This window comes from Pseudomonas sp. CGJS7, from assembly GCF_036961695.1.
Genome location: NZ_JBAMDI010000019.1, coordinates 90,368 through 116,248 on the forward strand (window position 1 = coordinate 90,368; position 25,881 = coordinate 116,248).

The 25,881-nt window shown below is 63.5% G+C and carries 19 protein-coding genes; 9 read left to right on the forward strand and 10 right to left on the reverse strand.

Translation table 11 applies throughout. The features are described from left to right. Positions 1–20 precede the first annotated feature (20 nt). From V7787_RS14365 to V7787_RS14375, 3 genes are read right to left on the reverse strand one after another with little or no spacing between them, the layout of a single operon-like run. Positions 21–2,408 carry a hybrid sensor histidine kinase/response regulator gene (locus V7787_RS14365; RefSeq protein ID WP_064493412.1) on the reverse strand — a complete coding sequence of 796 codons (2,388 nt, stop codon included), beginning with the start codon at positions 2,406–2,408 and terminating at the stop codon, positions 21–23. A 13-nt stretch (positions 2,409–2,421) separates the two neighbouring features. Continuing rightward, the gene (locus V7787_RS14370; RefSeq protein WP_020191520.1) at positions 2,422–2,883 is read right to left on the reverse strand and encodes a response regulator; all 462 of its coding nucleotides are present in this window, start codon (positions 2,881–2,883) and stop codon (positions 2,422–2,424) included. Between the two features lie 15 nt (positions 2,884–2,898). Continuing rightward, positions 2,899–5,145, reverse strand: coding sequence for an ATP-binding protein (locus V7787_RS14375; RefSeq protein ID WP_336088551.1), 2,247 nt, complete (start codon positions 5,143–5,145; stop codon positions 2,899–2,901). Between the two features lie 268 nt (positions 5,146–5,413). Between V7787_RS14375 and V7787_RS14380 the strand changes: the two genes are divergently transcribed. The 7 genes from V7787_RS14380 (at position 5,414) to V7787_RS14410 (ending at position 11,758) form a co-directional block, all read left to right on the forward strand. Continuing rightward, positions 5,414–5,941: a Csu type fimbrial protein gene (locus V7787_RS14380; RefSeq protein WP_336088552.1), complete on the forward strand. Its 528-nt coding sequence runs from the start codon at positions 5,414–5,416 to the stop codon at positions 5,939–5,941. A 30-nt stretch (positions 5,942–5,971) separates the two neighbouring features. After that, positions 5,972–6,508, forward strand: a complete 537-nt coding sequence (locus V7787_RS14385; RefSeq protein WP_064493411.1) for a Csu type fimbrial protein — start codon at positions 5,972–5,974, stop codon at positions 6,506–6,508. Between the two features lie 18 nt (positions 6,509–6,526). Continuing rightward, positions 6,527–7,060 (forward strand): Csu type fimbrial protein, encoded by a 534-nt coding sequence (locus tag V7787_RS14390; protein ID WP_336088553.1) that lies wholly within the window; start codon positions 6,527–6,529, stop codon positions 7,058–7,060. A 3-nt stretch (positions 7,061–7,063) separates the two neighbouring features. After that, positions 7,064–7,567 (forward strand): Csu type fimbrial protein, encoded by a 504-nt coding sequence (locus tag V7787_RS14395; protein ID WP_020192458.1) that lies wholly within the window; start codon positions 7,064–7,066, stop codon positions 7,565–7,567. Positions 7,568–7,607: 40 nt separating this feature from the next. Further along, on the forward strand, positions 7,608–8,384 hold the full coding sequence (locus V7787_RS14400; protein WP_020192457.1) for a fimbrial biogenesis chaperone: 777 nt from the start codon (positions 7,608–7,610) through the stop codon (positions 8,382–8,384). A 108-nt stretch (positions 8,385–8,492) separates the two neighbouring features. Continuing rightward, positions 8,493–10,790 (forward strand): fimbria/pilus outer membrane usher protein, encoded by a 2,298-nt coding sequence (locus tag V7787_RS14405; protein WP_198747162.1) that lies wholly within the window; start codon positions 8,493–8,495, stop codon positions 10,788–10,790. Further along, entirely contained in the window at positions 10,787–11,758 is a 972-nt protein-coding gene (locus V7787_RS14410) for a Csu type fimbrial protein (protein ID WP_104962122.1), read from the forward strand. The genes V7787_RS14405 and V7787_RS14410 overlap by 4 nt, the downstream gene beginning before the upstream one ends. Positions 11,759–11,834: 76 nt before the next feature. Here the strand turns inward: V7787_RS14410 and V7787_RS14415 are convergent, their stop codons facing one another. The 5 genes from V7787_RS14415 to dkgB all read right to left on the reverse strand — a co-directional run bounded on the left by V7787_RS14415 (position 11,835) and on the right by dkgB (position 17,326). Continuing rightward, positions 11,835–12,983: a M14 family metallopeptidase gene (locus V7787_RS14415; protein ID WP_336088554.1), complete on the reverse strand. Its 1,149-nt coding sequence runs from the start codon at positions 12,981–12,983 to the stop codon at positions 11,835–11,837. Between the two features lie 141 nt (positions 12,984–13,124). Beyond that, a complete protein-coding gene (locus tag V7787_RS14420; RefSeq protein ID WP_064493407.1) occupies positions 13,125–13,898 on the reverse strand; it encodes an AraC family transcriptional regulator in 774 nt (257 codons plus the stop codon). Positions 13,899–13,934: 36 nt separating this feature from the next. Further along, complete coding sequence (locus V7787_RS14425) at positions 13,935–15,167, reverse strand: MFS transporter (protein WP_064493406.1); 1,233 nt, start codon at positions 15,165–15,167, stop codon at positions 13,935–13,937. Between the two features lie 162 nt (positions 15,168–15,329). Beyond that, positions 15,330–16,502: an MFS transporter gene (locus tag V7787_RS14430; protein WP_442965314.1), complete on the reverse strand. Its 1,173-nt coding sequence runs from the start codon at positions 16,500–16,502 to the stop codon at positions 15,330–15,332. A gap of 20 nt (positions 16,503–16,522) precedes the next feature. Continuing rightward, positions 16,523–17,326 carry a 2,5-didehydrogluconate reductase DkgB gene (gene dkgB, locus V7787_RS14435; RefSeq protein ID WP_064493404.1) on the reverse strand — a complete coding sequence of 268 codons (804 nt, stop codon included), beginning with the start codon at positions 17,324–17,326 and terminating at the stop codon, positions 16,523–16,525. Between the two features lie 203 nt (positions 17,327–17,529). On the opposite strand from dkgB, the gene V7787_RS14440 reads away from it, so the two are divergent. Next, a complete protein-coding gene (locus V7787_RS14440; protein ID WP_336088556.1) occupies positions 17,530–21,717 on the forward strand; it encodes an NEL-type E3 ubiquitin ligase domain-containing protein in 4,188 nt (1,395 codons plus the stop codon). Between the two features lie 46 nt (positions 21,718–21,763). Here V7787_RS14440 and V7787_RS14445 read toward each other — a convergent pair whose 3' ends face one another. Continuing rightward, positions 21,764–22,258, reverse strand: a complete 495-nt coding sequence (locus tag V7787_RS14445; RefSeq protein WP_003250391.1) for a DUF934 domain-containing protein — start codon at positions 22,256–22,258, stop codon at positions 21,764–21,766. Further along, on the reverse strand, positions 22,242–23,894 hold the full coding sequence (locus tag V7787_RS14450) for a nitrite/sulfite reductase (protein ID WP_064493402.1): 1,653 nt from the start codon (positions 23,892–23,894) through the stop codon (positions 22,242–22,244). Before V7787_RS14450 ends, V7787_RS14445 begins: the two co-directional genes overlap by 17 nt. Positions 23,895–24,107: 213 nt before the next feature. On the opposite strand from V7787_RS14450, the gene V7787_RS14455 reads away from it, so the two are divergent. After that, positions 24,108–25,184, forward strand: coding sequence for a substrate-binding domain-containing protein (locus V7787_RS14455; protein ID WP_198747140.1), 1,077 nt, complete (start codon positions 24,108–24,110; stop codon positions 25,182–25,184). The last annotated feature ends 697 nt before the right edge of the window (positions 25,185–25,881 follow it).

The following is a 25,881-nucleotide window of genomic DNA, read 5'->3' on the forward strand; positions in this document are numbered from 1 at the left end:
GCGGGTCGTGCCGTACCGGGTTACCCGGAAATCCCCAGCATTTCGTTCAGCGCCCTGGCCAGTTCATCAGCCTGCACCGGCTTCTGGATCACCAGGCTGCCCGGCAGTTCCAGCCCCTGCAACTCCGCATAACCGGTAAGAAACACCACCGGCAGGCGGGGGTACCGTTCGCGGGCAGCCAGCGCCAGTTGTGCACCATTGAACTCGGGCATGGCGAAATCAGTCAGCAGCAGGTCAATGTCGTCATCCAGCAAGGCCAATGCCTGCTCGCCGCTGTGCGCCTGGCGCACCTGGTAGCCGTATTGGCGTAACACATCGCCTAGCATGTCGCGCACCAGGTGGTCGTCGTCCACCAGCAGCACCGTGCGGTTATGGCCGCTTTCGCTGATCGACTGACTGAGCACTGCTGGCACGGGTTCGTTCACCATCTCCTCTTTTACCGCCGGCAGGTATACCGCCACTTCGGTACCGCGACCGAGTGTGGTGTCGATGCGCACACCGCCACCGGACTGCTTGGCGAAGCCGAACACCTGGGCCAGGCCCAGGCCCGAACCTTTGCCGATGTCCTTGGTGGTAAAGAAAGGCTCGAATACCTTGGCCAGCACCTCTTCGCTCATGCCGCAACCCGTATCGCGGATGCTCAGCATCACGTACTCGCCCGGGTCCGGGTCTTCCGGGCGTTGCGGGCGCTGGTCGATATGGGTGTTGCGCGTTGTCAGGGTCAGCTGGCCGCCGTCGGGCATGGCATCGCGGGCATTGATCGCCAGGTTGAGGATGATCATCTCGGTCTGGGTGGGGTCGGTCAGTGCCTGCCACAGGGCCAGGTCAAGGTCCAGGCGCACCGAGACGTTGCCACCCAGCGTGCGGCGCAGCAGCTCCTCCAGGCCGGCCAGGGTACGGTTGAGGTTCAGCGGCACCGGCTCCAGACGCTGGCGGCGGGAGAAGGCCAGCAACTGCGAGGTCAGCTTGGCGCCACGCTCGCCCGCTTCGCGGATATGGGTGAGGCGAGTGCGGGCCTTGTCCAGGTCGGCCTTGGCCAGATCGCGCTCCAGAAAGCTGGCACCGGTGAGTATCACCGTCAGCAGGTTATTGAAGTCATGCGCCACGCCAGCCGTCAGTTGCCCAACTGCTTCCAGCCGCTGCATCTGCTGCAGCGCGGCCTCGATGCGCTCGCGCTCGTTGATCTGTTCGCGCAGCCGGGCGTTGGCGTCTGCCAGGCCCAGGGCGGCTTCGCGCTCGCTGGTGATGTCGCGTGCCACCACGTACAGCAGGGTGTCCTCCGGCACCACCACCCACGACAGCCAGCGCTGTTGGCCGCCGGCATGCAGGATGCGGCCGACAAAGCGTGCGCTGGTGCGGCCGTGGGCGAGGGCGGCCAATTCGGTGAGTAACTGTTCCTGGTCGTGCTCAGGCAGCAGGTGCAGCAAGGAGGACTGGCTCAGGCGTTCGCGCGAGAAGCCCAGGCTGGCTTCCCAGGCGGGGTTCAGTGCGACCGGGGTCAGGTCTTTGTTCAGCACGGCCAGCAAATCTTGTGACAGCTCCCAGGCACGATCGCGTTCGCGGGTACGGCGTTCGACCCGCTCGCCAAGCATCTCGTTCAGCTGACGCAGCGCCTGGGTGGCCTGGCGTTGCGCGTGGATGTCCTGCAGTACGCCGGAGAAGCGAACGCACTGATCATCGACGAACTGGCTTTGGCCGCTGCTCAGCAACCAGCGAGGCTCCAGGCCATTGGGTTGCGCGATCCGAAACTCCACGCGGTAATGACCGTCACTTTCCGGGCGCATGGCATGTTCCACCGCCTCGCGCACCAGTGGCAGGTCGTCGGGGTAGATGCCGGCGTAGAACACTTCAAGGCTCATTTCGGTGCTGGTGGGCAGGCCGAACAAGGTCTTGCAGCGGTCATCCCACAGCAACAGGCCCTCTTGCGGGCGCAGGTCCCAAGTGCCCATGCCGGCGGCGTCGATGGCAATGCGAGCACGTGCTTCGACGTCCGCCAGGGCCTCTTCGGCGCGGCGACGGCGCTGGCGTTCCTGTACTTCGCTCAGGGCGCGGCGCACGGCTTTGGGCAGCAGTGGCAGGTTCTTCTTCAGCACATAGTCGGTCGCGCCCAGGCGGATCATTTCCACCGCGTGCTCTTCGCCATAAATGCCGGACAGGAATATGAACGGGATGTCGGGTGCCAGGCGTTGGGCGATGGCCAGCACTTCTGTGCCGGACGAGCCTGGTAGCACGCAGTCACACAAGATCAGGTCGTAGCGGGCCTGGCGCAGGGCATGTTCGACACCCGCATGGTCGAATACCAGCTGCGACTGCACATGCAGCCCGCTGCGCTCCAGGCGCATCAGGGTAAGCTCGGCGTCCATCGAGCTGTCTTCGACCATCAGTAGTTTCAACGGCGTTTGCTGCATCGTCGCGGCGGCCTCAGTTGCTACCGCGACGGTTCAGTCGCAGTGAGCCGGGTGGCGGTTCGTTTAGCACTGCCCAGAATACCCCGAGGTCGGAGATGGCGGTGACGAATTCCTTGAACTCCACGGGTTTGACCACATAAGCGTTTACCCCCAGCTCGTAGGCACGCAACAGGTCGGGCTCTTCGCGCGAAGAGGTCAGCATCACGGTGGGGATGCTGCGCAGCTCGGCAGTGGCGCGCACTTCCTTGAGCACTTCCAGGCCGTCGACCTTGGGCAGTTTCAGGTCGAGTAACAGCACGGCAGGGTTGCCGTCATCGCGCTTGGCATAGGCGTTGCGGCGCAGCAAGTAGTCGAGGGCATCGGCGCCGTCACGCAGCACGATGACCTCGTTGGCCAACTGGCTGCGCTCCAGGGCCAGCAGGGTCAGCTCCAGGTCTCGGGGGTTGTCTTCGACCAGCAGAATGGGCTTGAGCATGATGGTAGCGATGCCTCAGGTAGCAGTGTTTCGGGGTAGGGTGAAGTGGAAGCTGGCGCCTTGGTCGACCTGGCCAGTGGCCCAGACTCGACCGTCATGGCGCTCGATGATGCGGCGTACGCTCGCCAGGCCAATGCCGGTGCCTTCGAAATCTTCCATGCGGTGCAGGCGCTGGAAGACGCCGAACAGCTTGTTGGCGTAGGCCATGTCGAAGCCCACGCCATTGTCGCGGATGCAGACCTCGGTTTCTTCAGGGTGCTGTACGGCATTGATGCCGATGCGAGCAGGATTGCGGCCGCGAGTGTACTTGATGGCATTGGCTATCAGGTTGTGCAAGGCCATGTTGATGAATGCCGGGTCGCCGATCACCTTGGGCAGTGGGGCGATGTCCCAAACGATTGCGCGGCCTTCGTAATCGGGGGCCAGCTCGCTGCGAATGGCCTCGACCAGGGCGTTGAGGTCGACGTCGGACAGGCGCAAGGCCGAGCGCCCCATCTGCGAGAAGTTGAGCAGGTTGTCGACCAGGCTGCCGGCAAAGTGCGCCGCTTCACCGATATGCTGGAGGAAGCGCTTGCCGCGTTCGCTCAGGCCTTGGCCTTCGATTTCGCCAAGCAGTTCGGTATAGCCGGCGATGTGCCGCAGCGGTGCGCGCAGGTCGTGGGAAACACTGTAGGAAAACGCTTCGAGCTCCTTGTTGGAACGGCGCAATTCGCCAGCCAGTTGTGCCAGCTCTTCCGCCTTGCGCAGGACAATGCCCAGCACAGCGCTGCGCAGCTCCATCACGCCCTCGATCACCAGTGGGTCCCACGCCTGACAATAGCCGCGCAGTTCTTCCTGCCAGCGTTCAAAACTGTGCCGTGGGTCGAGGTTGCCCTGTGGCCCGACCTGCTTGGTCGGCTGCCCGGCCCAGTTGACCGTGCGTATCTGCTCGGGGCGGAACCACAGCAGGTAGTGCGAGTGGATCTGCGAGATGGCCACTGCCAGCACCCCGCCAGCATGGTTTGCCAGCTCGGGCAGCTCAGTGATGTCGCGGCGCAGGTTGTCGCTATGGAACACGCTGTCTTCGTCACGTTGGCCTAGCCAGTGCACCAGCGCCGTCACCTGGGCCTCAGGCGGGGTCTGGCCGATCAGGTCACAGCGCTCGGCCGAGATCACTGCCGCGCCCTGGGCGTCGGCGAAGGCCAGCAGCACGTGGGGCAGGTCGCGCAAGCCGTCACTGACGCTGTCGTGGTCGGCCATGGACGAGATCATGCGTACGATGTGCTGGCGCAGCGCCAACAGCTTGCGCGTGCTGGCATGGGACTCGCGGGACTCTATCTGCAACGACAGCACGCTGGCCAACAGCTCGCAGGCCGTGCGGGTGCGCAGGTCCACCGGGCGTGGCTGCTGATGGTGGCAGGAAATCAGCCCCCACAGCTCGCCGTCGACCACGATCGACAGCGACATCGAGGCCAGCGTGCCCATGTTGCGCATGTACTGCAGGTGCACGGGTGACACGCTGCGCAGTACAGCGAAACTCATGTCCAGCGCCTTGCCAGTGCGCGGGTTGGTGGCGGGTAGCAGTGGCGAGGGCTGATAGTTGGCATCCTCGATCACGCGGATACGGTTGACCCGGTACAGCTCGCGCGCCTGGCGCGGGATGTCTGCAGCCGGGAAACACAGGCCTGCGTAGCTGGGGTAGCCCGGGTCGGCTACCTCGGCCAGCACCTGGCCATTGCCTTCGGCATCGAAACGGTAGGCCTTGACCCGCCCAAAGCCGGTGATGCGTTTTAGCTGCAGCACCGCTTGTTGCAGCAGGTCTTCGATACTGCCGGCCAGTTGCAGACTGGCGACAAAGCTGCGCACCAACGGGTAGTAGTCGCCTTGCCCGACCAAGTCTGCTGGCAGGCGGGGCGGTTCGAACTCGGCAATCAGTACCTGATCGTGGCAATGGACCAGCATGTGCAGCAGGGCACTGATGGGTGCGCCCTGGCGCAAGCGCACGTCGCCAATGTGGAAGGGGAAGACTTCATCTTCGGGAAGCCGTGTGAGGTGTGCGTGCAGGTCAAAGCCCTCGTGAACCAGGTCGGCGAAGTGGCAACCGATCAGTTCGCGGGCTGGCAAGCCCAACCAGTGCTCGACATTTTCACTGGCCTGCAGCACGCACAGGTCGGTGGCATCCAGCACCAGCAGAAAGCCGTGAGGCTGGATGCTGCCCGGAACCTGGATCGGTTCTTGGGCACAGCGCTCCATGGCGTCTGCCAGTGAGTTGTCTGCAGTCATGATTGAAAAAGCTCCTGTCATGTCCGTCCGTGTACGGCACAGGTGTCTGGCGCGGGACGAATACGATTCACCCTAACAGAATCCCGGCGAATTTACCGGCTCCTGGCCATTGGAGGCACGGGGTGGCCACGGGTTCTGTGCGGTACAGGCTTTTTTTGATGCCACGGTATCGCTTTGTCGCTAATACAAAAAAAATGGCTTTATGCCACATCGGCTGCGCCGCCTCACTGCTACGCTCAGTTCAAGACGTTTCGATAAGGATAACAAGGTGACGGAGCGCATGCTGGCCGCGCTGTTCGGCCTGTTGTTCAGCGGCACTACCGTGGCTGCGGATTTTCTCGTGGAGGTGCGGGTACTGGTGCAGCGTGGCTGCATGCTGGTCAACCAGACCCGCGATGCGGGAGCCCAGGCCCTGGGGCGGATTGACCTGGGTGCTACGGCGCGCCTGGATGGCCCTGGCGCGCCCTTGAGTGGTGTGCTGCTGAGCCAGCGTCCGCCGCGCCTGGAGTGCAACCCGGATACGCCCTATCAGGTGCGTGTCGATGGTGGCCTGCATGGTGGCATCGGCGAACTGCGCTACCTGGCCAGCGACGATCGCCTGGCGCGGCCCATTCCTTACCGCTTGTACCGTGACGCTGCCTGGCGTGAGCCGCTGGCAGTGGGGGTAGCCCAGTCGGCGCGTATACCGGGCAGCGGTTCGGTTGAATTGCCGCTGTATGCACGTATCGACAAACTGGCCTGGGTGCCGGATGCAGGGGTTTATGCCGATCTGCTGAAAGTCACCGTCACCTGGTAAGGACGCCACCATGCACAAGGACGCCATGCCATGAGCCGCACTTCGATCCTGTTGCTCACCCTCGGCCCGCTGCTGGTCCCCGGCGGTGCGGTGCATGGCAGCACCACCGGTTTCATCCAGGCGCGGCTGGTGATCAGCGCGTCTTGCCAGATCAGCAGCAACGAGACGCAACCGGCCGTGCTGGGTGACCCAGGCGTACTGGACTTTGGCGAGCGCGGTCCGAACTGGGACCAGCCGTTGCGCAGCCAGGTGGACGAAGTGGGCGGTCAGGGTAGCCTGCAGATCAGTTGCACGCCTGAGGTTCGGGCCTTCAACGTGCGTATCAATGGTGGCCTCAATGGCGACGATGGCATTCGCCGCCTGAGCAACGGCCGTGAACTGATTCCATACCAGCTGGCGGTTGACCCGGGCGGCAGCAGCCGCTACGGCGTCGGCCAGGCACGGGCCTTCACCATTAGCAGCAGCCAGCAAGTACCGATTCCCATCTACGGTGTGGTAGTGGCGCAACCGCGTGCGCTGCCGGCCGGGCTTTACCGCGACACCCTCAGAGTGACCCTGGACTGGTAACCACGCAAGGAGACTCCGATGCGAACGAACCTTTCATTTTGCGTCCTCGCAGGCCTGGGCCTGGCGTTGGCTTCCCAGGCCCAGGCGGCCACGGTAACGGGAAGTATCAGCTCGACCCTCACGCTGACTGCGGCGTGCCAGGTCAATGGCACATCGGGCACGTCGGGGCTTAACTTCGGAGCCCTGGACTTCGGTACCCAGGATGCCTTGTTCGTTACCGCCGATGCCCAGGTGCTGGGAGGCGGGGGAGGCGCCATGAGCATCCTGTGCTCGGCAGGTACGGTGCCTGTGATCAAAGTGCGTGCCGGCCTGCATGACGGCCAGTCGAGCGGCGGCTCCCGTGCGCTCGCCGATGGTTCTGGCAACTTTGTGCCGTATGACCTCTATACCGACGCTGGGCGTACGGCGTTGCTGGCGGTCGACGACACCATCACCCTGCCGACCAGTACCGGCGCCGCTCAGACGGTCAACCTTTACGGCAAGGCCGTCGGCAAGGCAGGCCTGCCCGCAGGGGTCTACAGCGACACGATCTCGGTCGAGCTGTCGTTCTGACCCATGCGCGGCTGGCTGGCAGGGGGCCTGACTGGCGTCAGCATGTTGTTGGCCGCCCCATTGGGGGCAGTGACCACCAGTACCTTCACGGTGACGGCGCAGGTTGTCGCCGGGTGCCTGGTGGTGGGGGGTGTCACCAGCTACGGCACGCTCGATTATGGCTCGCAGTCGGCGCTGTCCACGGGCCTGCTCAGCACATCGCTGGGTGGTTCTACCGTGACGTTCCAGTGCACGCCGGGCGTGGCCATGAGCATGAGCCTGGACGGCGGGCAAAACAGTGCCAGTGGCACACGCAACCTGAAGCGCACCAGTGGCACGCAAGTGCTGGCCTACCAGTTGTACCGGGACGCCGCCTATAGCCAGGCCTTGGGGATCGGTCAGAGCGTGGCGGTGAGCTATTCCGACCCGACGGCGATCAAGCTACCGGTGTACGGGCGGGTTCAGCTGACCGGCACGCAGCCGGCAGGGACCTACACCGATGTGGTGCAAGTGACGGTGACCTGGTAACGGCCAGCGCCACCCATGACAAGTGTCTAAGGAGAGCTGCATGCGGGCAGGCGCGAAGTGGACGCGTGGATTGACTGGATTATTGTCGCTGGCAAGCCTGCCGGCCTGGGCGGCCACTTCGGTGCTGATCTGGCCGATCGACCCGGTGCTGGAGGCCGACCAGAAGGCAGGTGCGTTGTGGCTGGAAAACCGTGGCACTGCGCCGGCAAACCTGCAGGTGCGGGTATTCGCCTGGCGCCAGGGTGATTACCAGGAGCAGTTCCAGGCGCAGCGCGAGATTATCGGCAGCCCACCGGTCGCCAACATTGCACCCGGGCAGAAGCAGCTGATCCGCCTCACCCGTACCGGCCCTTCACCCGCCGGCCAGGAGCAGGCCTACCGCATCATCATCGACGAGATTCCGCCCGCCATCCCGGTTGACAAGGCCGAGCCCGGCGCGACGGCGGCCATTCGTTTGCAGATGCGCTATTCGGTGCCGCTGTTCGTCTATGGCGAAGGGCTGTGGGGCAAGGCCGACCCTGAAGGCAGACGCAATGCCGAGGGCGTGGGCAAGCCACAGCTCAGTTGGCGCCCGGTGACGGTGCAGGGCAAGCCCTACATTGAACTGCGTAACACGGGCCCGGTACATGCGCGGCTGACCGATGTGGTCGTGCAGCAAGGCAGCCAGAGCAAGCCACTGGCTGAAGGCCTGCTGGGTTATGTGCTGCCGGGGGCAAGCATGCGCTGGCCGGCTCCCGTGGCATCCGGCAACGGCAGCGTGCTCATGGGCAGGGTCAACGGTCAGCGCTCGGCGGACGCCATCCGCCAAGGCCAATGAGCCAACGGCTGAATGAAGTGCAGGGGCCAGGGAGGACCCGGCAATGGTTGGAAACCGTGTGTGAAATGGCTCCCGGCGACGACGTGCCGCTGGTGCCTGGGGCTGGCCATGGTCAGCCCCGCGCTGGTACTGGCCGACGACTTGCCCCCACCGCCCACGGAGATGTCCGCCATCGCCGAGGCCACCCTTTACCTCGACCTGGTGGTGAACCAGATGCCCAGGGTTGACCTGATACCGGTGCAGCAGCGGGCCGGGCGGTTGTACCTGGACAGCGACGTATTGCGTGCAGCCGGCGTCTCGCTGCCGGGCAACCCTCAGGGGGAGGTGGCCCTGGACAGCATCGCGGGGCTGCACACCGACTACGACAGTCAGAACCAGCGCCTGCTGCTGCAGGTTCCGCCAGCCTGGTTGCCAGAACAGCAAGTGGGTGATCGCAACCTTTACCCGGCCAGCGATGCGCGCAGCAGTTTCGGCGCTTTGTTCAACTACGACCTGTACCTCAACGATACCGATGAAGGCGGCACATACCTGGCCGCCTGGAACGAGCTGCGCCTGTTCGACAGCTGGGGTACCTTTTCCAGTACCGGGCAGTGGCGTCAGTCTTTCAATGGCGCACAGGCGGACGATACCCGCCGTGGCTTCATGCGTTACGACACCACCTGGCGCTTCACCGACGAGCAGCGCCTGCTGACCTACGAAGCCGGTGACTTCGTGACGGGCGCCTTGCCCTGGAGCAGTTCGGTGCGGGTGGGCGGAGTGCAGCTGTCACGCGACTTCGCGGCGCGTCCGGATCTTGTCACTTACCCGTTGCCTGCGTTCGCCGGCGAAGCGGCGGTGCCGACGTCGCTCGACCTGTTCATCAACGGTTTCAAGTCCAGTACCACCGAACTGCAGCCAGGCCCGTACACCCTGACCAACGTGCCGTTCATCAACGGTGCCGGGGAGGCGGTGGTGGTCACCACTGATGCCCTTGGCCGGCAGGTGTCGACCACCTTGCCGTTCTACGTCACCAGCAGCCTGCTGCAGAAGGGCCTGTCGGACTACTCGGTGGCCGCCGGCAGCCTGCGCCGTGATTACGGTGTACGCGATTTCAGCTATGGGCCGGGTATCGCCTCGGGTAGCCTGCGCTATGGGCTCAGTGACATGTTCACCCTGGAAACCCACGCCGAAACGGCGGAGTCGCTGATGCTGGGTGGACTGGGCGGCAACATGCGCGTGGGCAACTTCGGCGTGCTCAACGCTGCCTTGGCGCAAAGCCGGTTCGAGGGCGACAAGGGCCACCAGGTCGCCCTTGGCTACCAATACAACAGCCAGCGCATCGGCTTCGGTTACCAGCGCCTGCAACGCCATGGCGATTATGCCGACCTGAGCCGGGTGGGCTCCCCGGACATGCAACTGAGCAAAAGCAGCGAACAGGTCACCCTCAGTGTCAACCTGAACGAGTACGGCAGCATTGGCGCTGGCTACTTCGATGTGCGCGCCGGTGACGGTACGCGTACCCGGTTGATCAACCTGAGCTACAGCAAGCCGCTGTGGGGCAGCAGCAGTGTGTACCTCTCGGCCAACCGTGAAGTGGGGGACAGCCAGTGGGCGGTGCAGGCGCAGCTGGTGATCCCATTCGACCTGCACGGCACCCTGGCGCTGAGCATGGAACGCAGCAATGAAGGCGAGACCCTGCAACGGGTCAACTACAGCCGTGCGGTGCCAGCCGGTGTCGGCGTCGGTTACAACCTGGGCTATGCCGCAGGCAGCGACCGTGATGCCTATCGCCAGGCCGACGTCACCTGGCGCCTGCAATCGGTGCAATTGCAGGCCGGTACGTATGGCAGCAGCGGCGAGATGACCCGCTGGGCCGACGCCAGTGGTTCGCTGGTGTGGATGGATGCCGGCGTGTTCGCTGCCAACCGTATCGATGATGCCTTCGTAGTGGTCAGCACCGCAGGTTACGCGGATGTACCGGTGCGTTATGAAAACCAGGAAATCGGCCGTACCGATGCCAAGGGGCACTTGCTGGTGCCTTACAGCAGCGGTTACTACCGGGGCAAGTACGAGATCGATCCGATGAACCTGCCACCGGATGTCCTCGCGCCGGACGTTGAGCAGCGTGTGGCGGTACGACGGGGCAGTGGCTACTTGCTGGAGTTCCCCCTCAAGCGCGTCATGGCGGCCAGTGTCGAATTGGTGGATGGCAATCAGCAGGTGCTCAAACTGGGGAGCCGTGTTACCCACGCAGAGAGTGGCACCCAGGCGGTGGTGGGGTGGGACGGGTTGGTGTACCTGGAGAACCTGTCGTCGCATAACCGCCTTCAGGTGGCGCTTGAAGGGGGTGGGCATTGCGAAGTGGCGTTCGACCTGCCCGAAGCGCAAGGCTCGGTCCCTTTGATTGGTCCGTTGGTGTGCCGATGAATGCCTGGCGGCGGGGCCTGGTGGCGAGCGTGCTGCTGTTGCCGAGCGGCACGGCCTTGGCGCTTTGCTCATCGGTGGCCACGTTGCCGGCAGCGTTTGGCAGCCTTAATTCAACGCAGGTTCGCAACACGGTACAGACGGCTTCCAGCCTCAACTCGGGGTTGCAGTGCACCGGTTCGCTACTGACCTTGCTTAGCAGCGGTGATCATTTCTACGCCACGATCACGCCCGCCTCGGGTGGGCTGGTCGGCCCGACAGGCGATGTCATTCCCTACACGCTGTATGCCGACAACACCACCCGCTACCCGATTACCCGGGGTGTGGCCTACGACTTCGCCCGCAACGGTATCCTCGACTTGCTGGGGCTGCTCGGCGGTACCACGCCCAAGGCGGTGCCGATCTACATGCGCACCCAGATTGGCAGCAATGTCGCGGCCGGGTTGTATCAAGAGGCCCTGACCGTGGCCTGGAGCTGGGATTATTGCTCGGGGATTGGCGCGTTGGGGATATGCCTTGGGCGCGACATCGGCTCGGGTAGCCAGCTCTTGAACGTGAGCCTGACGGTGACCAACGATTGCCAGATCACCACGCCTGACATCAGCTTCGCCAGTGCGCCGGTGGTGGCGGGGTTCGGCACGGTGAGCCAGGGCATAAACGTGTCATGCACCAAGGGCAGCAGCTACACGGTAGGGCTGGGTGACGGGCAGAACGTGTCCGGTGGGCGGCGGCGGATGAAGTCTTCGGCCAACAACTACCTGGCCTATGACATTTTCAAAAGTGCCGGTACCGTGCGCTGGGGGGCGTCAGGGGCTGCCAGGCGTTCCAGTACGGATGCCGACATCAACCCCGGCGTAGGTACCGGCACGGGTAGCCAGGTGTTCAACTACAACGCCAAGGTCTATACCGATCAGGCGACACCGCCGGCTGCGACCTATACCGACAGTGTGATACTGGATGTGCAGTTCTGAACGGCGATCAATACCCCCGAAGCAGCCGCCGCGTGTCGCGACGGGCTGCTCCTGCAGGGGCTGCGCAAGGCGAGGTTCAGCGCAAATCGCCTACCATCCTGGCCAAGGTCTCCAGCACCGCCCCGGCCAGTGCCTTGGAGCGCGCCCCCGACCACCCGGTGATTGCATCGGGCGCATCGTCATGGTCCTTGAACGGCATTTCCAGCGTCAGTGACAGGCAGTCATGGGCCATGCCCACCGCATTGCAGGCCAGCGTCGTATTCGCCTGTCCGGGTTCGTCACGGGTATAGCCATGCACTGTCTGGAAGTCGCGGGTCAGGCTGCACAAGGTGCTACGGAACTGCTCTTCGAGTTTGGCCAGCCGAGGGGTGTAACCCGGGTTGCCCTCGCATGCGGCCGTGAACACGTGGGGGATCTCTTCGTCACCGTGCAGGTCGATGAAGGCATCCACACCGTACTGCTTCATCTGCGCTTGTGCAAAGAACACTTCCGGGCTGAATTCGACGCTGGCGTCCTGCCAGGCGCGGTTGAGGTCCTTGCCCTTGAAGTTGGTGCGCAGGTGGCCGAGGAAGGCGCCGTCGGGGTTCATGTTGGGGATCAGGTAAAGGTCGGCCTTGGCCAGCAATTGCTGGACCACCGTATCGTTGGCCTGCAGGCGGTCGATCACGCCTTCCATGAACCATTCGGCCATGTGCTCGCCCGGATGCTGCTGGGCAATCAGCCACAGCTTGCGCTTGCCTTCGGCACCGTCGCCTGCCCGCAGCAGTGGGATATCGCGGCCCTGGACACTGCGGCCGCTGGCCAGCAACTCGACCCCCGGGAGTTGGCAGGCACGTTCGATCAGCTGGTTGTGGCGGGCACGCGGGTAGGGCTCGAAGTAGGCGAACCAGATCTGGTCCTGTTCAGCCTTCACCTCGAACGATAGCGCCGTACCGTCGAACTGGCTTGGCACACGGAACCAGCGCTGCTGGTCGTAGCTGGCCACAGCGTTGTAGCCGCTCCACGCATTCTTGTACGAGGAGCCAGAAGCGTTGTCCAGGCTGAAGCGATGGACCTGCCCCGGTGTGAGCCCGCTGACCTTGAAGTGGAACCACTGGTAGTGGCCGCTGTGGGTGTCCGGGCGAATGGCCAGGTGTACCTGGGCCGGGTTGCTGGCATCCAGTACCTGTATGTTGCCGGAGTCGAAATCGCAGTCGATCTGCAGGGGGGACAGCGTCACGGTCATGTGCCGGGCTCCTTTGCGGGCATTGTTGTAGGGGTACTGTATACGGCTTGGCGGGGATGCTGTGCAAGAACAGGCAGGGCGAGCCCTCAGCGGACAGCCCGTATGCGGCGGGCCAGTGCCGGCAAATGCGTGGACTTCAGGTTATCTGAAGAACTGACTGGGCGTGGTACCGAACTGGCGCTTGAACATGCTGGCGAAGGCACTTGGGCTGTCATAGCCCAAGGCCCCCGCCACATCGATGATTCGCTCGCCCAGGGCAATCCGCTCCAGTGCCTGCATCAGCCGCGCCTGCTGGCGCCACTGGCCGAAGGTCATGCCGGTTTCCTTGCGGAACAACCGCTGGATGGTCTTTTCGTCCACCCCCAGGCGCAGGCCCCAGTCGGCAACGGTGGCATTATCGTCGGGCCGTTCATGCAATGCCGTGCAGATCACCCGCAGGCGCTGGTCGCTGGGCTGCGACAGTTTCAGCGGCAAGGTCGGCAGTACGCAGATTTCGTCGAGGATGAGGCGCATGACCCGGGCTTCGCGCGAGTCCTCGGCAAACGGTGCGGTGAACCCCACCGAGGCCTTGATCAGTTCGCTGAGCAAGGGCGAGATGCTGATGGCCTTGCTCTGCAGGGGCAGGCCGGTTGCCGCGTCGCTGCGCACGAACACACTGCGCATCTTCACGTCGCCGACACAGCGAATGGCATGCACCTGCCCGCAAGGCATCCACACACCGCGGCTGGGTGGCACCGTCCAGCATTCGTTTCCGGACTCGACGATCATCAGGCCTTTGATGGCATAGATCAGTTGATGCTTGGTATGGCTATGGGGCTCGATGAACCAGTCGCTTGGGTAGTCTGTCGCACGGCTACCCACTTCCCAGGTCCACTCATCGACCTCCACCAGCAATTCACGCTGCGGCTTTACCATCGTGACCTCGTATCGAAGCAGCCTGGCAGCGCCACTTTAGCAGCAACGGCCAGGGCGGGCCTGCGAGCGGGTGGCCGGTAGCAAGGCGGTGGCCAACCCGAGCAGCGGCAGGAACGCGATGGCCTGGTACACCCACTCGATGCCATGCCGGTCGGCCAGTGCGCCCAGGCCGGCTGCACCCAGGCCGCTGATGCCGAACATCAGCCCGAACATCACCCCTGAAACCATGCCGACCCGGCCCGGCACCGCCTCCTGGGCATACACCACCAGGGCAGCGAATGCCGAGGACATCACCAGGCCGATGGCCACCGCCAGCACGGCTGTCCAGGCAAGGCTGGCATGGGGCAGGGCCAGGGCGAAGGGCGCCACGCCAAGGAACGAGACCCAGATCACGGCCTTGCGCCCGATGCGATCACCCACCGGGCCACCGGCAAAGGTACCCAGCGCAACGGCTGCGAGGAACACGAACAGGTACAGCTGGCTGTGCTGCACACTCAGGCCGAAATGCTCGATCAGGTAGAAGGTGAAGAAGTTGGTGAACGAAGCGATGTAGACGAACTTGGCGAACATCAGCACGGCGATCACCGCCACAGCGCGCCACATGGCACCCCGCGACAGGCCGGGGGCCTGTTGGCCAGCGAAGGTCTTGAGCCGGGCCTGGCCGTGGCGCACGCTCCAGCCCGTCACCCGCAGCAGCACCAGAACAGCCAGCGCAGCAGCCAGCATGAACCAGGCAATGGCCGGTTGGCCGTGCGGAATGATGATGGCAGCGGTGAGCAGTGGGCCGAGGGCCGAGCCGGTATTGCCGCCGACCTGGAAGGTGGATTGCGCGGTCCCGAAGCGCCCGCCGGAGGCCATTCTGGCCACTCGCGAGGCCTCTGGGTGGAAGGTGGCCGAACCCACGCCGACCACGGCGGCGGCCACCAGCAGCATTTCATAGCTGCCGGCAAAGGCGAGCAGGGCGATGCCCACCAGCGTCACCAACATGCCGGCAGGCAGCAGGTAGGGTTGTGGGTGCTTGTCGGTGAACATACCGACCCAGGGTTGCAGCAGGGAAGCGGTCACCTGATACACCAAGGCGATCCAGCCGATCTGGGCGAAGCTCAACGCGAAATCGCTTTTCAGCATGGGGTAGATCGATGGCAGTACCGCTTGAATCAGGTCATTGAGCAGGTGGGCGAATGCAGCAGCACCGACGATGCGCACGACAAAGCCCTGAGGCTGGTCGGCAGGCGTGGCGGCGGCTACGGAGGCGGCGGAGGTTGTCATGGGCAAGGTTCTTCTATGGCAAGGGAGCAAGGCGTTGCCGCAGCAGGTTATCCAGTGCCGAGGTTGCCTGTCTCACGCCGAACAGGCAGCCAATGTCGCGTTTCGGGCATCCGTGCCCACAGCCTGGCAGGAGAGCGGAGGCGCTCCTGCAGGTGATTGCCTTCAGGCCATATCGGCTGCGGTCTTGCCGGCGACCTTGTTGCGCCCGCCCAGCCATACCAGCAACAGCCCCGCAGCCGCCAGCACACCTCCGGCCATTGGCACGGCGGCGTAGCCCAGGTTCAGGCTGATAACCGCACCACCCAGCGCCGCGCCCACGGCGTTACCCAGGTTGAATGCACCCACGTTGATCGACGATGCCAGGCCTGGCGCCTCGATGGCGGCAGTCATTACACGCATTTGCAGCGGCGGTACCACGGCGAAGGTGAACATGCCCCAGACCAGCAGGGCGATGGCAGCGCCGATGTGGCTACCCAGTACCAGGGGCATCGCCAGCATGATCAGCGCCAGCACGGCGAGGAAGATCTTCGCCGCGCCATCCAGCGACCAGTCGGCCAGCCGGCCACCCAGGCTGTTGCCAAGGGTGAAGCCAATCCCGATCAGTACCAGTCCCAAGGTTACGAAGCCGTCCGAGGCACCGGTCAGTTCGGCCAGCACCGGCGCCACATAGGTGTACAAGGTGAACATGGCACCGGCACCGAGCACGGTGGTGGCCATTGCCAGCAGCACGCTGGGGCGGGCAATGACCGCCAGTTCCTTGCGCACATGCGGCACGCTGCCGCGTTCACCCTTGGGCAGGGCGTACCACAGTGCGGCCATGGCCAGCAGGCCGAGTACGGCGGTACCGGCAAATGCCATGCGCCAGCCAATCTGCTGGCCGATCCAGGTGGCGGCCGGCACGCCGCCGATGTTGGCGATGGTCAGGCCCATGAACATGGTGGCCACGGCGCTGGCCTGTTTCTCCTTGGGCACCACGCTGGCTGCCACCACGGCTCCCAGGCCGAAGAACGCACCATGGTTGAGGCTGGTGACCAGTCGCGAGGCGAGCAGGGTGTAGTAGTCCGGCGACAGTGACGACAGCAGGTTGCCAAGGGTGAAGATGGCCATCAGCGCCATCAGCGCAGCGCGCTTCCCAAAGCGGCTGAACAGCAGGGTCATGATCGGCGCGCCGACCATCACGCCAATGGCATAGGCGGTGATCAGCATGCCGGCGCTGGGGATGCTCACCTCCACGCCCTGGGCGATGACTGGCAGTAGCCCCATCGGGGTGAACTCGGTAGTGCCGATGCCAAAGGCGCCAATGGCCAACGCGAAGAGCACGCGGCCGGGTCTCATTGTTTGAGCAGTCATCAGTGTCAGTCCCAGGTTGGCGCCAGGCCGTCAGGGCTGACCTCGCGGCCATTGCGCTCCAGCTTGGCGATGCGTGCCATGTCGTCGCTGTCCAGCTTCAGGCCACGGGCAAGCAGGTTGCTGGCCAGGTTTTCACGCTTGGTCGACGACGGGATCACGGCATAGCCCAGTTGCAGGGCCCAGGCCAGGGCAACCTGGGCGACGGTAGCCTTGTGCTTGGCGGCGATCTGGGCCAGTACCGGGTCTTTCAGCACTTTGCCGTAGGCCAGGGTCATGTACGAGGTCACGGTGATCCCTTGTTCCTTGAGGAACGCGGTCAGCTTGCTGTTCTGCAGATAGGGGCTGAGCTCGATCTGGTTGGTGGCGATTTCCCCTTTGCCGACCACGGCAATGGCTTGCCTGGTCAGCTCGATGTTGAAGTTGGAAACGCCGATCTGGCGAGCCAGGCCTTGCTGCTTGGCGTCGGCCAGGGCCTTCATGTACTCGGGCAGTTCTACGCCGTTGCCCGGCGCTGGCCAGTGGATCAGCAGCAGGTCGACGTAGTCGGTGCGCAGTTTCTGCAAGCTGTCACGCAGGCTGGGGATCAGCTTGTCGGCGGCGTAATTGTCGACCCAGATCTTGGTGGTGATGAACAGCTCGCTGCGCGGCACGCCGCTTTCGGCGATGGCCTGGCCGACTTCGGCTTCGTTCTTGTAGATCTGTGCGGTATCGATGACACGGTAGCCGACTGCCAGGGCAGACTTGACCGAGTCGATGACGGTTTGGCCGGTGAGGCGGAAGGTGCCAAGGCCGAAGGAAGGAACGCTCATGGGGTTGCTCCTGAATAGGGGGAGGATCATGTGGTGCCCAGTGTGCAGGTTTGAACGGCAGCGAATAAGCCGCTACGGCGCCAAAGTCATTTGACCTGTAGGCACAAATACATTTTCAAGCTGTGCATTCACTACATAAATAGGGCCCGAGGGCATTGGAACCTTGTTCAGCTAGCGCTTTTTATCAAGCGTTGAGGCTGCCCATGACCCCTTCAGTAATACCCGCCGACTCCATCGATGCGCTGATTGCCCGTCAGTTGCCAGGCTGGCTCAAGCGCGCGTCTGCCCAAGAGCTGACAGGGCTGCGCGCCGCTGCTTTGCGCCAACAGCGGGCGCAGGACCAAGTAGACGCCTGGTTAGGGGCCATAACCCCCTTGGATGAGTTCGCCGAGTCGTTGCTCAAAAGAGCACTTGAGGCCCATTCGATCAGGCAGGTAGACCTGCGCCAGGCTCAGCTCAAGCTGGTGACCCTGCAGCCAAAACCGTCGATATCACCTGCCTTGCCAAGCACTTCGACACGCATCGTCAGCACCCAGACGCTGCTCTCGGCGGCACTGCACAACTTCCACGAAAAGGAAATGCAGCCTGGCTGGTTCGCGACCGGGTCGCAGTTGGTCACTGCCAGCGGGCACCTGCTGCCGCTAAGTGCGCAAGCCTTTGTCCGCCTTTGCAGAGACCTTGATATCGGCGGGCGTTATCAAAGCCATTTGCAATCGAAGCTTGAAGGCGAGGGGGTGGCCGTCGAGAGCACCCTGGAGGAGGCGTTGAGCGCCAACCTGGCGCTTGCTGCAATCGCCGCAAGGATCAAGGGTGAAATCGATGAGCAGACCTGTCAGTGGATCAACCAGGTTGTGGGCACCGCGTCTTTCCTGCCAGCCGCCAACACCATGTTGAAGTGTCACACCCTGCGGCTGTTGGGCAAGGAGGTCATTGGTGCACTGGTGATCGAAGTGCGTCAGAACGCCCGCCTGCTTGGTGTTATCGCGTGGTTGCCTGAGGACCCGTATGCCCCGGTGAGTTGGCACACCAGCTGGGAGCTGCTGTACATGACGCTTGGCATACGCTTGCGTAATGAGGCCTATCGGCGGTACTTCCAGCGCTTCGTCGCAGAGCGTGATCGCGTCACCTTCTGCGCGGCCCTGAACGCACTGCTCAGCCACGGTAATACTGTTCTTCCGCTTGAGCTGGATGGCCGCTGTTTTGCGATCGAGGGCGACGTGTTCGTCGCGCTGCGCCAAGCCCGGATCGAAAAAATGCTGGATGACGCGAGGGTATTGGCGGTTTCGACAGAGGATGAAGATGTCGCCGACCGCCGCGCACGTTTGCAGGGCTATCTGGATTTGGGGTTGAGCGTGGCAGGCCTGGCAGCGCTGTTTGTGCCTGTGTTGGGGCAGGCCCTGCTGGGGCTTACGGTGGTGCAACTGGCGGGTGAGGTGTACGAAGGCTACCAGGATTGGCAGTTGGGTGATCGCGACGCCGCATTGGGCCACTTGTTCAACGTGGCCGACACGGTCGTGATGGCGGCGGTGACGGCGGCCGGAGCGACGGCACTTGGCAAGCTGGCACAGCGAGTGGCGCGGGTGGATGCCATGGTGCCGGTAAGCCTGGGCGATGGCCAGTTGCGGCTGTGTGATCAGTCCTTGTCGGGCTATCAGCGTGAGGGCGTCGATCTGATGGTAGGCCAGGCCGTGAATGAAACTGGCCGTTCGCTGAGGCGCCTGCACGATGCTGTCTATGAGGTGAGCGAGGGGGACGATGGCGCATGGCGTATTCATCACCCATCAAGGCCAGGGGCGTATTCACCGGCACTTGAGCACAATGGTGCCGGGGGATGGGTGCATGAGTTCGAGCAACCGCAGCGCTGGCATGACCCCGCCTACATGGTGCGCCGCCTTGCCAGCCGCACGGCGCAGGTGCCCGATGAGGCGGTATCTGTAGCGCTGCAGACCACCGGTTTCGAGGCTGACTGCCTGCGCCGTTTGCTGTTGGAAAATGCGCCCGCGCCGGCACGCTTGCTCGATGCCATCGAACGCCAGCAATTGCACCGTGATTTCCCGATGTTGCGGGGTGACGCTTTCGAGGAGGTCTTCAACGAGCGACAGATCAATCCGCAAGCAGCGGACCGCGTATTGATGCGGGACTTCCCAGGCCTATCCCACCGCTGCGCACGGGAAATCGTCGAGGGGGCCAGCAGCGTCGAGATGGAGAGCCTGACGGGTGCAGGCCGGGTACCCCTGGCGCTGGCGGAGCGTGCCCGCTGGGCAATACGCGACAGCCGGATAGACCGTGCCTGCGCAGGGTTGCGCCAGGCCGCCGCAGAAAATGACGATACCGGTAAGCTCGCGCTGGGCCTGATCGATGCCATCGCCCCTTGGTCGGCTGGGGTCAACGTTGAGCTGCCTGCCGCGGGCAGGGGTGGGTTGCTGCAGACGTTGAGACGGCAGCTGGACAGCCGCCAGCGACAGTTGCTTGGTATTAGCCAGATGACGGATGACGCACTGGGTGAGCGGCTTGGGCGTGAGGCGCTCGCTGACCGTGAAGCGGCGGCCCGAATGATTGGGCTGGCCCGTGTGGGGCAGGGGATTCGCCCTCCTGTACGGTTGTTCGATGGGCGGTTGGGCTACCCGCTCAGTGGCCACCTGACAGGGACTCGCCAGGCACTGCGGCGCACGTTGAACCACGTGTATCCGGTGATGAGCAGTGAGCAGCTGGAGGTCTACCTGCAAGACCTGGCTTGGCGGGGAGTGGACCCCTGGAACCATGTCAGCCAACTGTTACAGGCCAAGGTCAGCCTCAAGCAGGCATTGCAAGCCTGGCGAAACGACGCAGGACTGAACATTGTTCGCCGCCTGCGTCGTATCAAGGTTGCCAGGCGTATTACGGCAAGCTGGCAGCGCTTTACCCCAGGGGAGGTGGCGGGTGACTACCACCTGACCCTCATGGGTGAGCGGGTGGGTGACCTGCCAGCGTTGCCTGATAATGTGAGTTTCGACCACATCACGCACCTGACCCTGCGCGATATGCAGGTGACGAGCCTTGATGCGGGCTTTCTTGGTCGCTTCAGCAAGGTGCGTAACCTGGACTTGCGGAACAACCAGCTGACGCGCCTTCCCGCAGGTATCGAGCAACTGACCGAACTGAGGACCCTGCGCCTTGGCGGCAACCAGATCGTGCTTTCCAGCGAGGATAACCTGCGTTTGAGCCAGCTTGTGGAGCTGCGCCGCTTGGAGCTCAACGGTAACCCGGTCGGCTTGCTGCCACCCTTGGCGTCTTTCCCCCTGCTGCGCCGGCTGTCCTTGCGCAACACCGGGCTGGGCGATCTGCCCGCTGATCTGGCCAGGCACGGTAATCTGGAGTTGCTGGACATGCGTGACAACCAGATCCAGACGCTGCCTGAAGCGCTGTCTTTAGTGCCGCTTCGCTTGTTGCGGGGCCTGGAGCTGCACGACAATCCACTCTCGGACGAAACCTTGCAGCGCTTGCAGTTGGCCAGGGCGTCGGCCGGGGCCGTTGAGCGTCGACGTGCAGCTCATGCCACTTCGATCCCGAACGCTGCAGCCCCTTGGTTTTCAGGATTCACGCCAGCCCAGCGCGAGGTGCGATTGGCGAGCTGGAACCGCTTGAGCCAGGAAGCCGGGGCGCAGGATCTGTTCCGCTTTTTCTCTGATTTACGCGCCCTGCGTGAATACGACGCACAACCGCGCGACCTGCAGGCCCGGGTGTGGCATATCCTCGAGGCCTGCGAGCAGCACGCTGAAGTACGCGCGAGCCTGTTCGAGCAAGTTGCCCGGCCGCGCAGTTGCAGTGACGAGTTGCTGCTGACGCTCAGCGAGCTGGAGGTTGGCGCGCTGGTCGCCAAGGCCGGTACAGCCGGTACCGGTTTACAGAAGGAGCGGGCGCTGGTCAGGCTGGGGCGTTCGTTGTTCCGCCTGGACAAAGTCAACGCAATTGCCGCGCGGCATATTGCGGATTACTTTTCGAACGATCCCGTTGAGGTTTACCTGACCTATCGCGTCAGGCTGGCAGATAGTCTCGACCTTCCCGTGCAGCCCAGCCATCTTTCGTACGAGAGTTTCAGTGGGGTTGGCCGTGAAGACCTGGACGCCGCGCGCAGCGAGGTGCTGCGGCAGGAAACGCCACAAGCCTTGGCGCAGGCGCTGGCAGATCGAACCTTCTGGCAGGACTACCTGCAGGAGCAGCAGGCGGCGCGCTTCAGCCGCTTGGACGAGCCTTTTCAGCAGCGCCTGGATGCGTTGCTCGAGCAATCGAAAACGCTGAGTGATGGCGACTATTTTGCCCAGGTCGAGCATATCTGCGCAGCGCGTGAGGTCGCGAAACGGCAGCTTTTGCTTGAGTTGAGCCGTGAGGCACTCCAGCGCCACGGCCTGTGAACGAAACAGCCCGCCGAGAGGCGGGCTGTTCGCTGGGGCGGGACGATCAGCGGCGGCGGAACAGCGGCAGCGGTTCGTCGGTGGCGGCCTGGTAGGTCACCGAGAAGTCCTTCAGGCTTTGCAGCGCGTCTTCCGGGTCCTTGTCGGCACGGATGGCGAATGCGTCGAAGCCGCAGCGGGCCATGAAGAACAGCTGGTCGCGCAGCACATCGCCGATGGCGCGCAGTTCGCCCTTGAACTTGTAGCGGTCACGCAGCAGACGCGCATTGGAGTAGCTGCGGCCGTCGGTGAATGCCGGGAAGTTCAGGGCGATGACCTGGAAGTGGTGCACGTCTTCACCGATTTCCTCCGCTTCCTGGTCGCTGTCCAGCCATACGCCCAGGCCGCCATCGCGGGCCTTGAGCACGTGGGCATGGTCGCGCCACATCTGCAGCGGCACGATGTAGTCGTCGCAGTTGGTCAGCTCGTCGAACGAGGTTTCCTTGGGCAGCAGGTGCCAGGTTTCGTCGACGATCTGGTTGTTCTTAATGATTCGCTGCATAGACGCGTTCCTTGAAGGGGTCGATGCCGATACGCTGGTAGGTGTCGATGAAACGCTCTTCCTCGGTGCGTTGCTCGACGTACACGGCGATCAGCTTCTCGATCACATCGGCCATGTCATCCTGCGCGAAGGACGGGCCAAGGATCTTGCCCAGGCTTGCGCCGCGTGCGGCGTTGCCGCCCAGCGACACCTGGTAGAACTCCTCACCCTTCTTGTCCACGCCGAGGATGCCGATGTGGCCCACGTGGTGGTGGCCGCAGGCGTTCATGCAGCCGGAGATGTTCAGGTCGATTTCGCCGATGTCGAACAGGTAGTCCAGGTCGTCGAAGCGGCGCTGGATGGACTCGGCAATCGGGATCGACTTGGCGTTGGCCAGCGAGCAGTAGTCGCCACCCGGGCAGCAGATGATGTCGGTCAGCAGGCCGATGTTCGGGGTGGCGAAGCCGCTCTCGCGCAGTTCAAGCCACAGCGCGTGCAGCTGGCGCTGCTCGACGTCGGCGAGGATGATGTTCTGCTCGTGCGAGGTGCGCAGGAAGCCGAAGCTGTAGCGTTCGGCCAGGTCGGCCACGGCGTCCAGCTGCTTGTCGGTCACGTCGCCCGGGGCAACACCGGTAGGCTTGAGTGACAGGGTCACAGCCACGTAGCCCGGGCGCTTGTGGGCGCGGGTGTTGCGCGAGCGCCAGCGGGCGAACCCTGGGTGCTCGGCATCCAGGGCGGTGTAGTCGACGTTGTCGAGTGCCAGGTACTCGGGGTCGACGAAGTGGCGCGAGACGCGCTGCACTTCGGCTTCGGTCAGGGTGGTGGTGCCGCCACGCAGGTGGACCATTTCGGCCTCGACCTTTTCGGCGAACACTTCCGGGGTCAGCGCCTTGACCAGGATCTTGATCCGCGCCTTGTACTTGTTGTCACGGCGACCGTAACGGTTGTACACGCGCAGGATGGCGTCGAGGTAGCTGATCAGGTCCTGCCATGGCAGGAACTCGTTGATGAACGAGCCCACCACCGGGGTACGGCCCAGGCCACCACCGACCAGCACACGGAAGCCCAGTTCGCCGGCAGCGTTGCGCACCGGCTCAAGGCCAATGTCGTGCACTTCGATGGCGGCGCGGTCTTCCTGCGAGCCGTTGATGGCGATCTTGAACTTGCGTGGCAGGTAGGCGAATTCCGGGTGGAAGGTGGTCCACTGACGGACGATTTCACACCACGGGCGCGGGTCGACGATTTCGTCTGCGGCCACACCGGCGAACTGGTCGGTGGTGGTATTGCGCAGGCAGTTGCCGCTGGTCTGGATCGCGTGCATCTGCACGGTGGCCAGTTCGGCGAGGATGTCGGGGATGTCTTCCAGCGCCGGCCAGTTGAACTGCACGTTCTGGCGGGTGGAAATGTGGGCATAGCCCTTGTCATAGTCGCGAGCGATCTTGGCCAGGGTGCGGACCTGTTTGGCGTTCAGCTGGCCGTACGGCACCGCGACACGCAGCATCGGCGCGAAACGTTGGATGTAAAGGCCGTTCTGCAGGCGCAGAGGGCGGAATTCTTCTTCGCTCAGCTCACCGGCCAGGTAGCGGCGGGTCTGATCACGGAACTGCTTGACGCGGTCCTCGATGATCCGCTGATCGTACTCGTCGTATACGTACATAAAAGTCCTGTCTCAGGCATGCAGCTATTCGCGCGCACGGCCGCGCACTCCGGTACGGAGCCGGGGAACGATAGCAGGTTGCGGTTATGCGCTAAAGTGATGTTTTTGCATATGAAAAGAACCAAATGGACTATGTGAGATTGACTGCCATTTGTGCGCGGAGCATCGCCAGGCGTTTATAATCCGGCGTTTGCTTCGCAGAGATGTGACCCCATGCTCAAGGCCCTGTGCCAAAGCTTGTGCCTTGTCTTGCCATTGGTGGCAAATGCGCAATCGGCTTCGGTGGTGTTCCTCAACCCGGGGCTGTCCAACGAGACATTCTGGACCAGCTATACCCGCTTCATGCAGGCCGCCGCGGACGAGCTGGGCATGACCCTGCAGGTGCAATACAGCGAGCGCCGCGCCGACCTGGCACTGACCCAGGCCCGGGCGATCCTGAGCGCGCCGCAGCGGCCGGATTACCTGGTGCTGGTCAATGAGCAGTACGTGGCACCGGAAATCCTGCGCCTGTCGCGTGGCACCGGGGTGAAGCTGCTGCTGGTCAACAATGGCCTGACCGCCAGCCAGCGCCTCAGCATCGAGGCCCAGTCCGACAAGTATGCCGAGCCACTGGGTACCTTGATTAGCAACGACGAGCAGGCAGGCTTCCAGATGTTGCACCTGTTGCTCGCACAACTGCCTCGCGACGCAGGGCCGGTGGATCTGGTGGCTTTTGCCGGGGTCAAGACCACCCCGGCCTCGCAGTTGCGCGTTGAGGGCATGCGCCGCGCCTTGGCCGATTTCCCTCAGGTGCGCTTGCGGCAAGTGGTATATGGCGGCTGGAACCGCCAGCGCGCGTACGAGCAAGCGAAGCAGTTGCTTGAGCGTTACCCGGCCACCCGGCTGGTGTGGTCGGCCAATGACCAGATGGCCTTTGGTGCCATGCAGGCGTTCGAGGAGGCCGGGCACACGCCGGGGCGTGACGTGCTGTTCGCTGCCGTCAACAGCTCGCCCGAAGCCTTGCGCGCGCGTATCGATGGGCGCTTGAGCGTGCTGATGGGTGGGCATTTCACCCTTGGCGGTTGGGCCATGGTGATGCTGCACGATGATGCCCACGGGTTGGCGTTGAACCGCGACGGCGTGCGCGAACGCCGTATTCCGGTATTGCAGGAAATCGATCAGGCCAAGGCCAGGCGTTGGCTGAAGCTGTTGGAAAGGGACGACTACGGCGTCGATTTTCGGCGTTACAGTGCCGAAGGGCGGCCGCCCGGGTACCGTTACCCGTTTCTGGCGTCACCGGTCGAATATTGAATGACCCTGCTTGAGGGAAGGGCATTGCTCGTCTTAACTGCTGGTGGTGAAGTGCATTCCCATAACCACTACAAGAGGCAATGCAATGGGAAACTCAACCAAGGTCCGCAAAGCTGACAGCAGCGTCGATGCCTGGGCGATCCTCTGCCTGATCGTTCTGGTGGTGGTCACTGCCGTGTATTGGGTCAGCCACCAGTGACTTGCAACTCAAGACCGTGATGTAGCAGGGGCGTCTGCGGGAGGGAATCTCGCAGACGCTTTATTATTGCCTGTGGCCGCCTCTTCGCGGTGAAAACATATCCCTTGAGAATGGCGCAGGACCGTCGTAGGAGCGGGTTTACCCGCGAAAGGGCCGGCCCTGCTGGCCAATCTCCACCTGCCGTTCACCGTTGCGGCCGCGACCATATTCGCGGGTAAACCCGCTCCTACACAGATCGGTGGTGGACACAGGTCGGTGGTTGGACACAGGCCGTCGTAGGAGCGGGTTCACCCGCGAAAGGGCCGGGACTGCTGGCCAATTTCCACCCGCCGTTCACCGTTGCCGCCGCTACCGTATTCGCGGGTAAACCCGCTCCTACACAGATCGGTGGTGGACACAGGTCGGTGTTTGGACACAGGCCCTCGTAGGAGCGGGTTCACCCGCGAAAGGGCCGGGCCTGCTGGCCAATTTCCACCCGCCGTTCACCGTTGCCGCCGC

Excerpts from the sequence above, each read along its gene's own strand:
- V7787_RS14420 (WP_064493407.1), bottom strand. The coding sequence starts at position 13,898 with ATGGTAAAGCCGCAGCGTGAATTGCTGGTGGAGGTCGATGAGTGGACC.
- V7787_RS14440 (WP_336088556.1), top strand. The coding sequence starts at position 17,530 with ATGACCCCTTCAGTAATACCCGCCGACTCCATCGATGCGCTGATTGCC.
- V7787_RS14430 (WP_442965314.1), bottom strand. The coding sequence starts at position 16,502 with ATGAGACCCGGCCGCGTGCTCTTCGCGTTGGCCATTGGCGCCTTTGGC.
- V7787_RS14400 (WP_020192457.1), top strand. The coding sequence starts at position 7,608 with ATGCGGGCAGGCGCGAAGTGGACGCGTGGATTGACTGGATTATTGTCG.
- V7787_RS14410 (WP_104962122.1), top strand. The coding sequence starts at position 10,787 with ATGAATGCCTGGCGGCGGGGCCTGGTGGCGAGCGTGCTGCTGTTGCCG.
- V7787_RS14455 (WP_198747140.1), top strand. The coding sequence starts at position 24,108 with ATGCTCAAGGCCCTGTGCCAAAGCTTGTGCCTTGTCTTGCCATTGGTG.
- V7787_RS14365 (WP_064493412.1), bottom strand. The coding sequence starts at position 2,408 with ATGCAGCAAACGCCGTTGAAACTACTGATGGTCGAAGACAGCTCGATG.
- dkgB (WP_064493404.1), bottom strand. The coding sequence starts at position 17,326 with ATGAGCGTTCCTTCCTTCGGCCTTGGCACCTTCCGCCTCACCGGCCAA.
- V7787_RS14395 (WP_020192458.1), top strand. The coding sequence starts at position 7,064 with ATGCGCGGCTGGCTGGCAGGGGGCCTGACTGGCGTCAGCATGTTGTTG.
- V7787_RS14445 (WP_003250391.1), bottom strand. The coding sequence starts at position 22,258 with ATGCAGCGAATCATTAAGAACAACCAGATCGTCGACGAAACCTGGCAC.
- V7787_RS14405 (WP_198747162.1), top strand. The coding sequence starts at position 8,493 with ATGGTCAGCCCCGCGCTGGTACTGGCCGACGACTTGCCCCCACCGCCC.
- V7787_RS14375 (WP_336088551.1), bottom strand. The coding sequence starts at position 5,145 with ATGACTGCAGACAACTCACTGGCAGACGCCATGGAGCGCTGTGCCCAA.
- V7787_RS14370 (WP_020191520.1), bottom strand. The coding sequence starts at position 2,883 with ATGCTCAAGCCCATTCTGCTGGTCGAAGACAACCCCCGAGACCTGGAG.
- V7787_RS14415 (WP_336088554.1), bottom strand. The coding sequence starts at position 12,983 with ATGACCGTGACGCTGTCCCCCCTGCAGATCGACTGCGATTTCGACTCC.
- V7787_RS14390 (WP_336088553.1), top strand. The coding sequence starts at position 6,527 with ATGCGAACGAACCTTTCATTTTGCGTCCTCGCAGGCCTGGGCCTGGCG.
- V7787_RS14425 (WP_064493406.1), bottom strand. The coding sequence starts at position 15,167 with ATGACAACCTCCGCCGCCTCCGTAGCCGCCGCCACGCCTGCCGACCAG.
- V7787_RS14385 (WP_064493411.1), top strand. The coding sequence starts at position 5,972 with ATGAGCCGCACTTCGATCCTGTTGCTCACCCTCGGCCCGCTGCTGGTC.
- V7787_RS14450 (WP_064493402.1), bottom strand. The coding sequence starts at position 23,894 with ATGTACGTATACGACGAGTACGATCAGCGGATCATCGAGGACCGCGTC.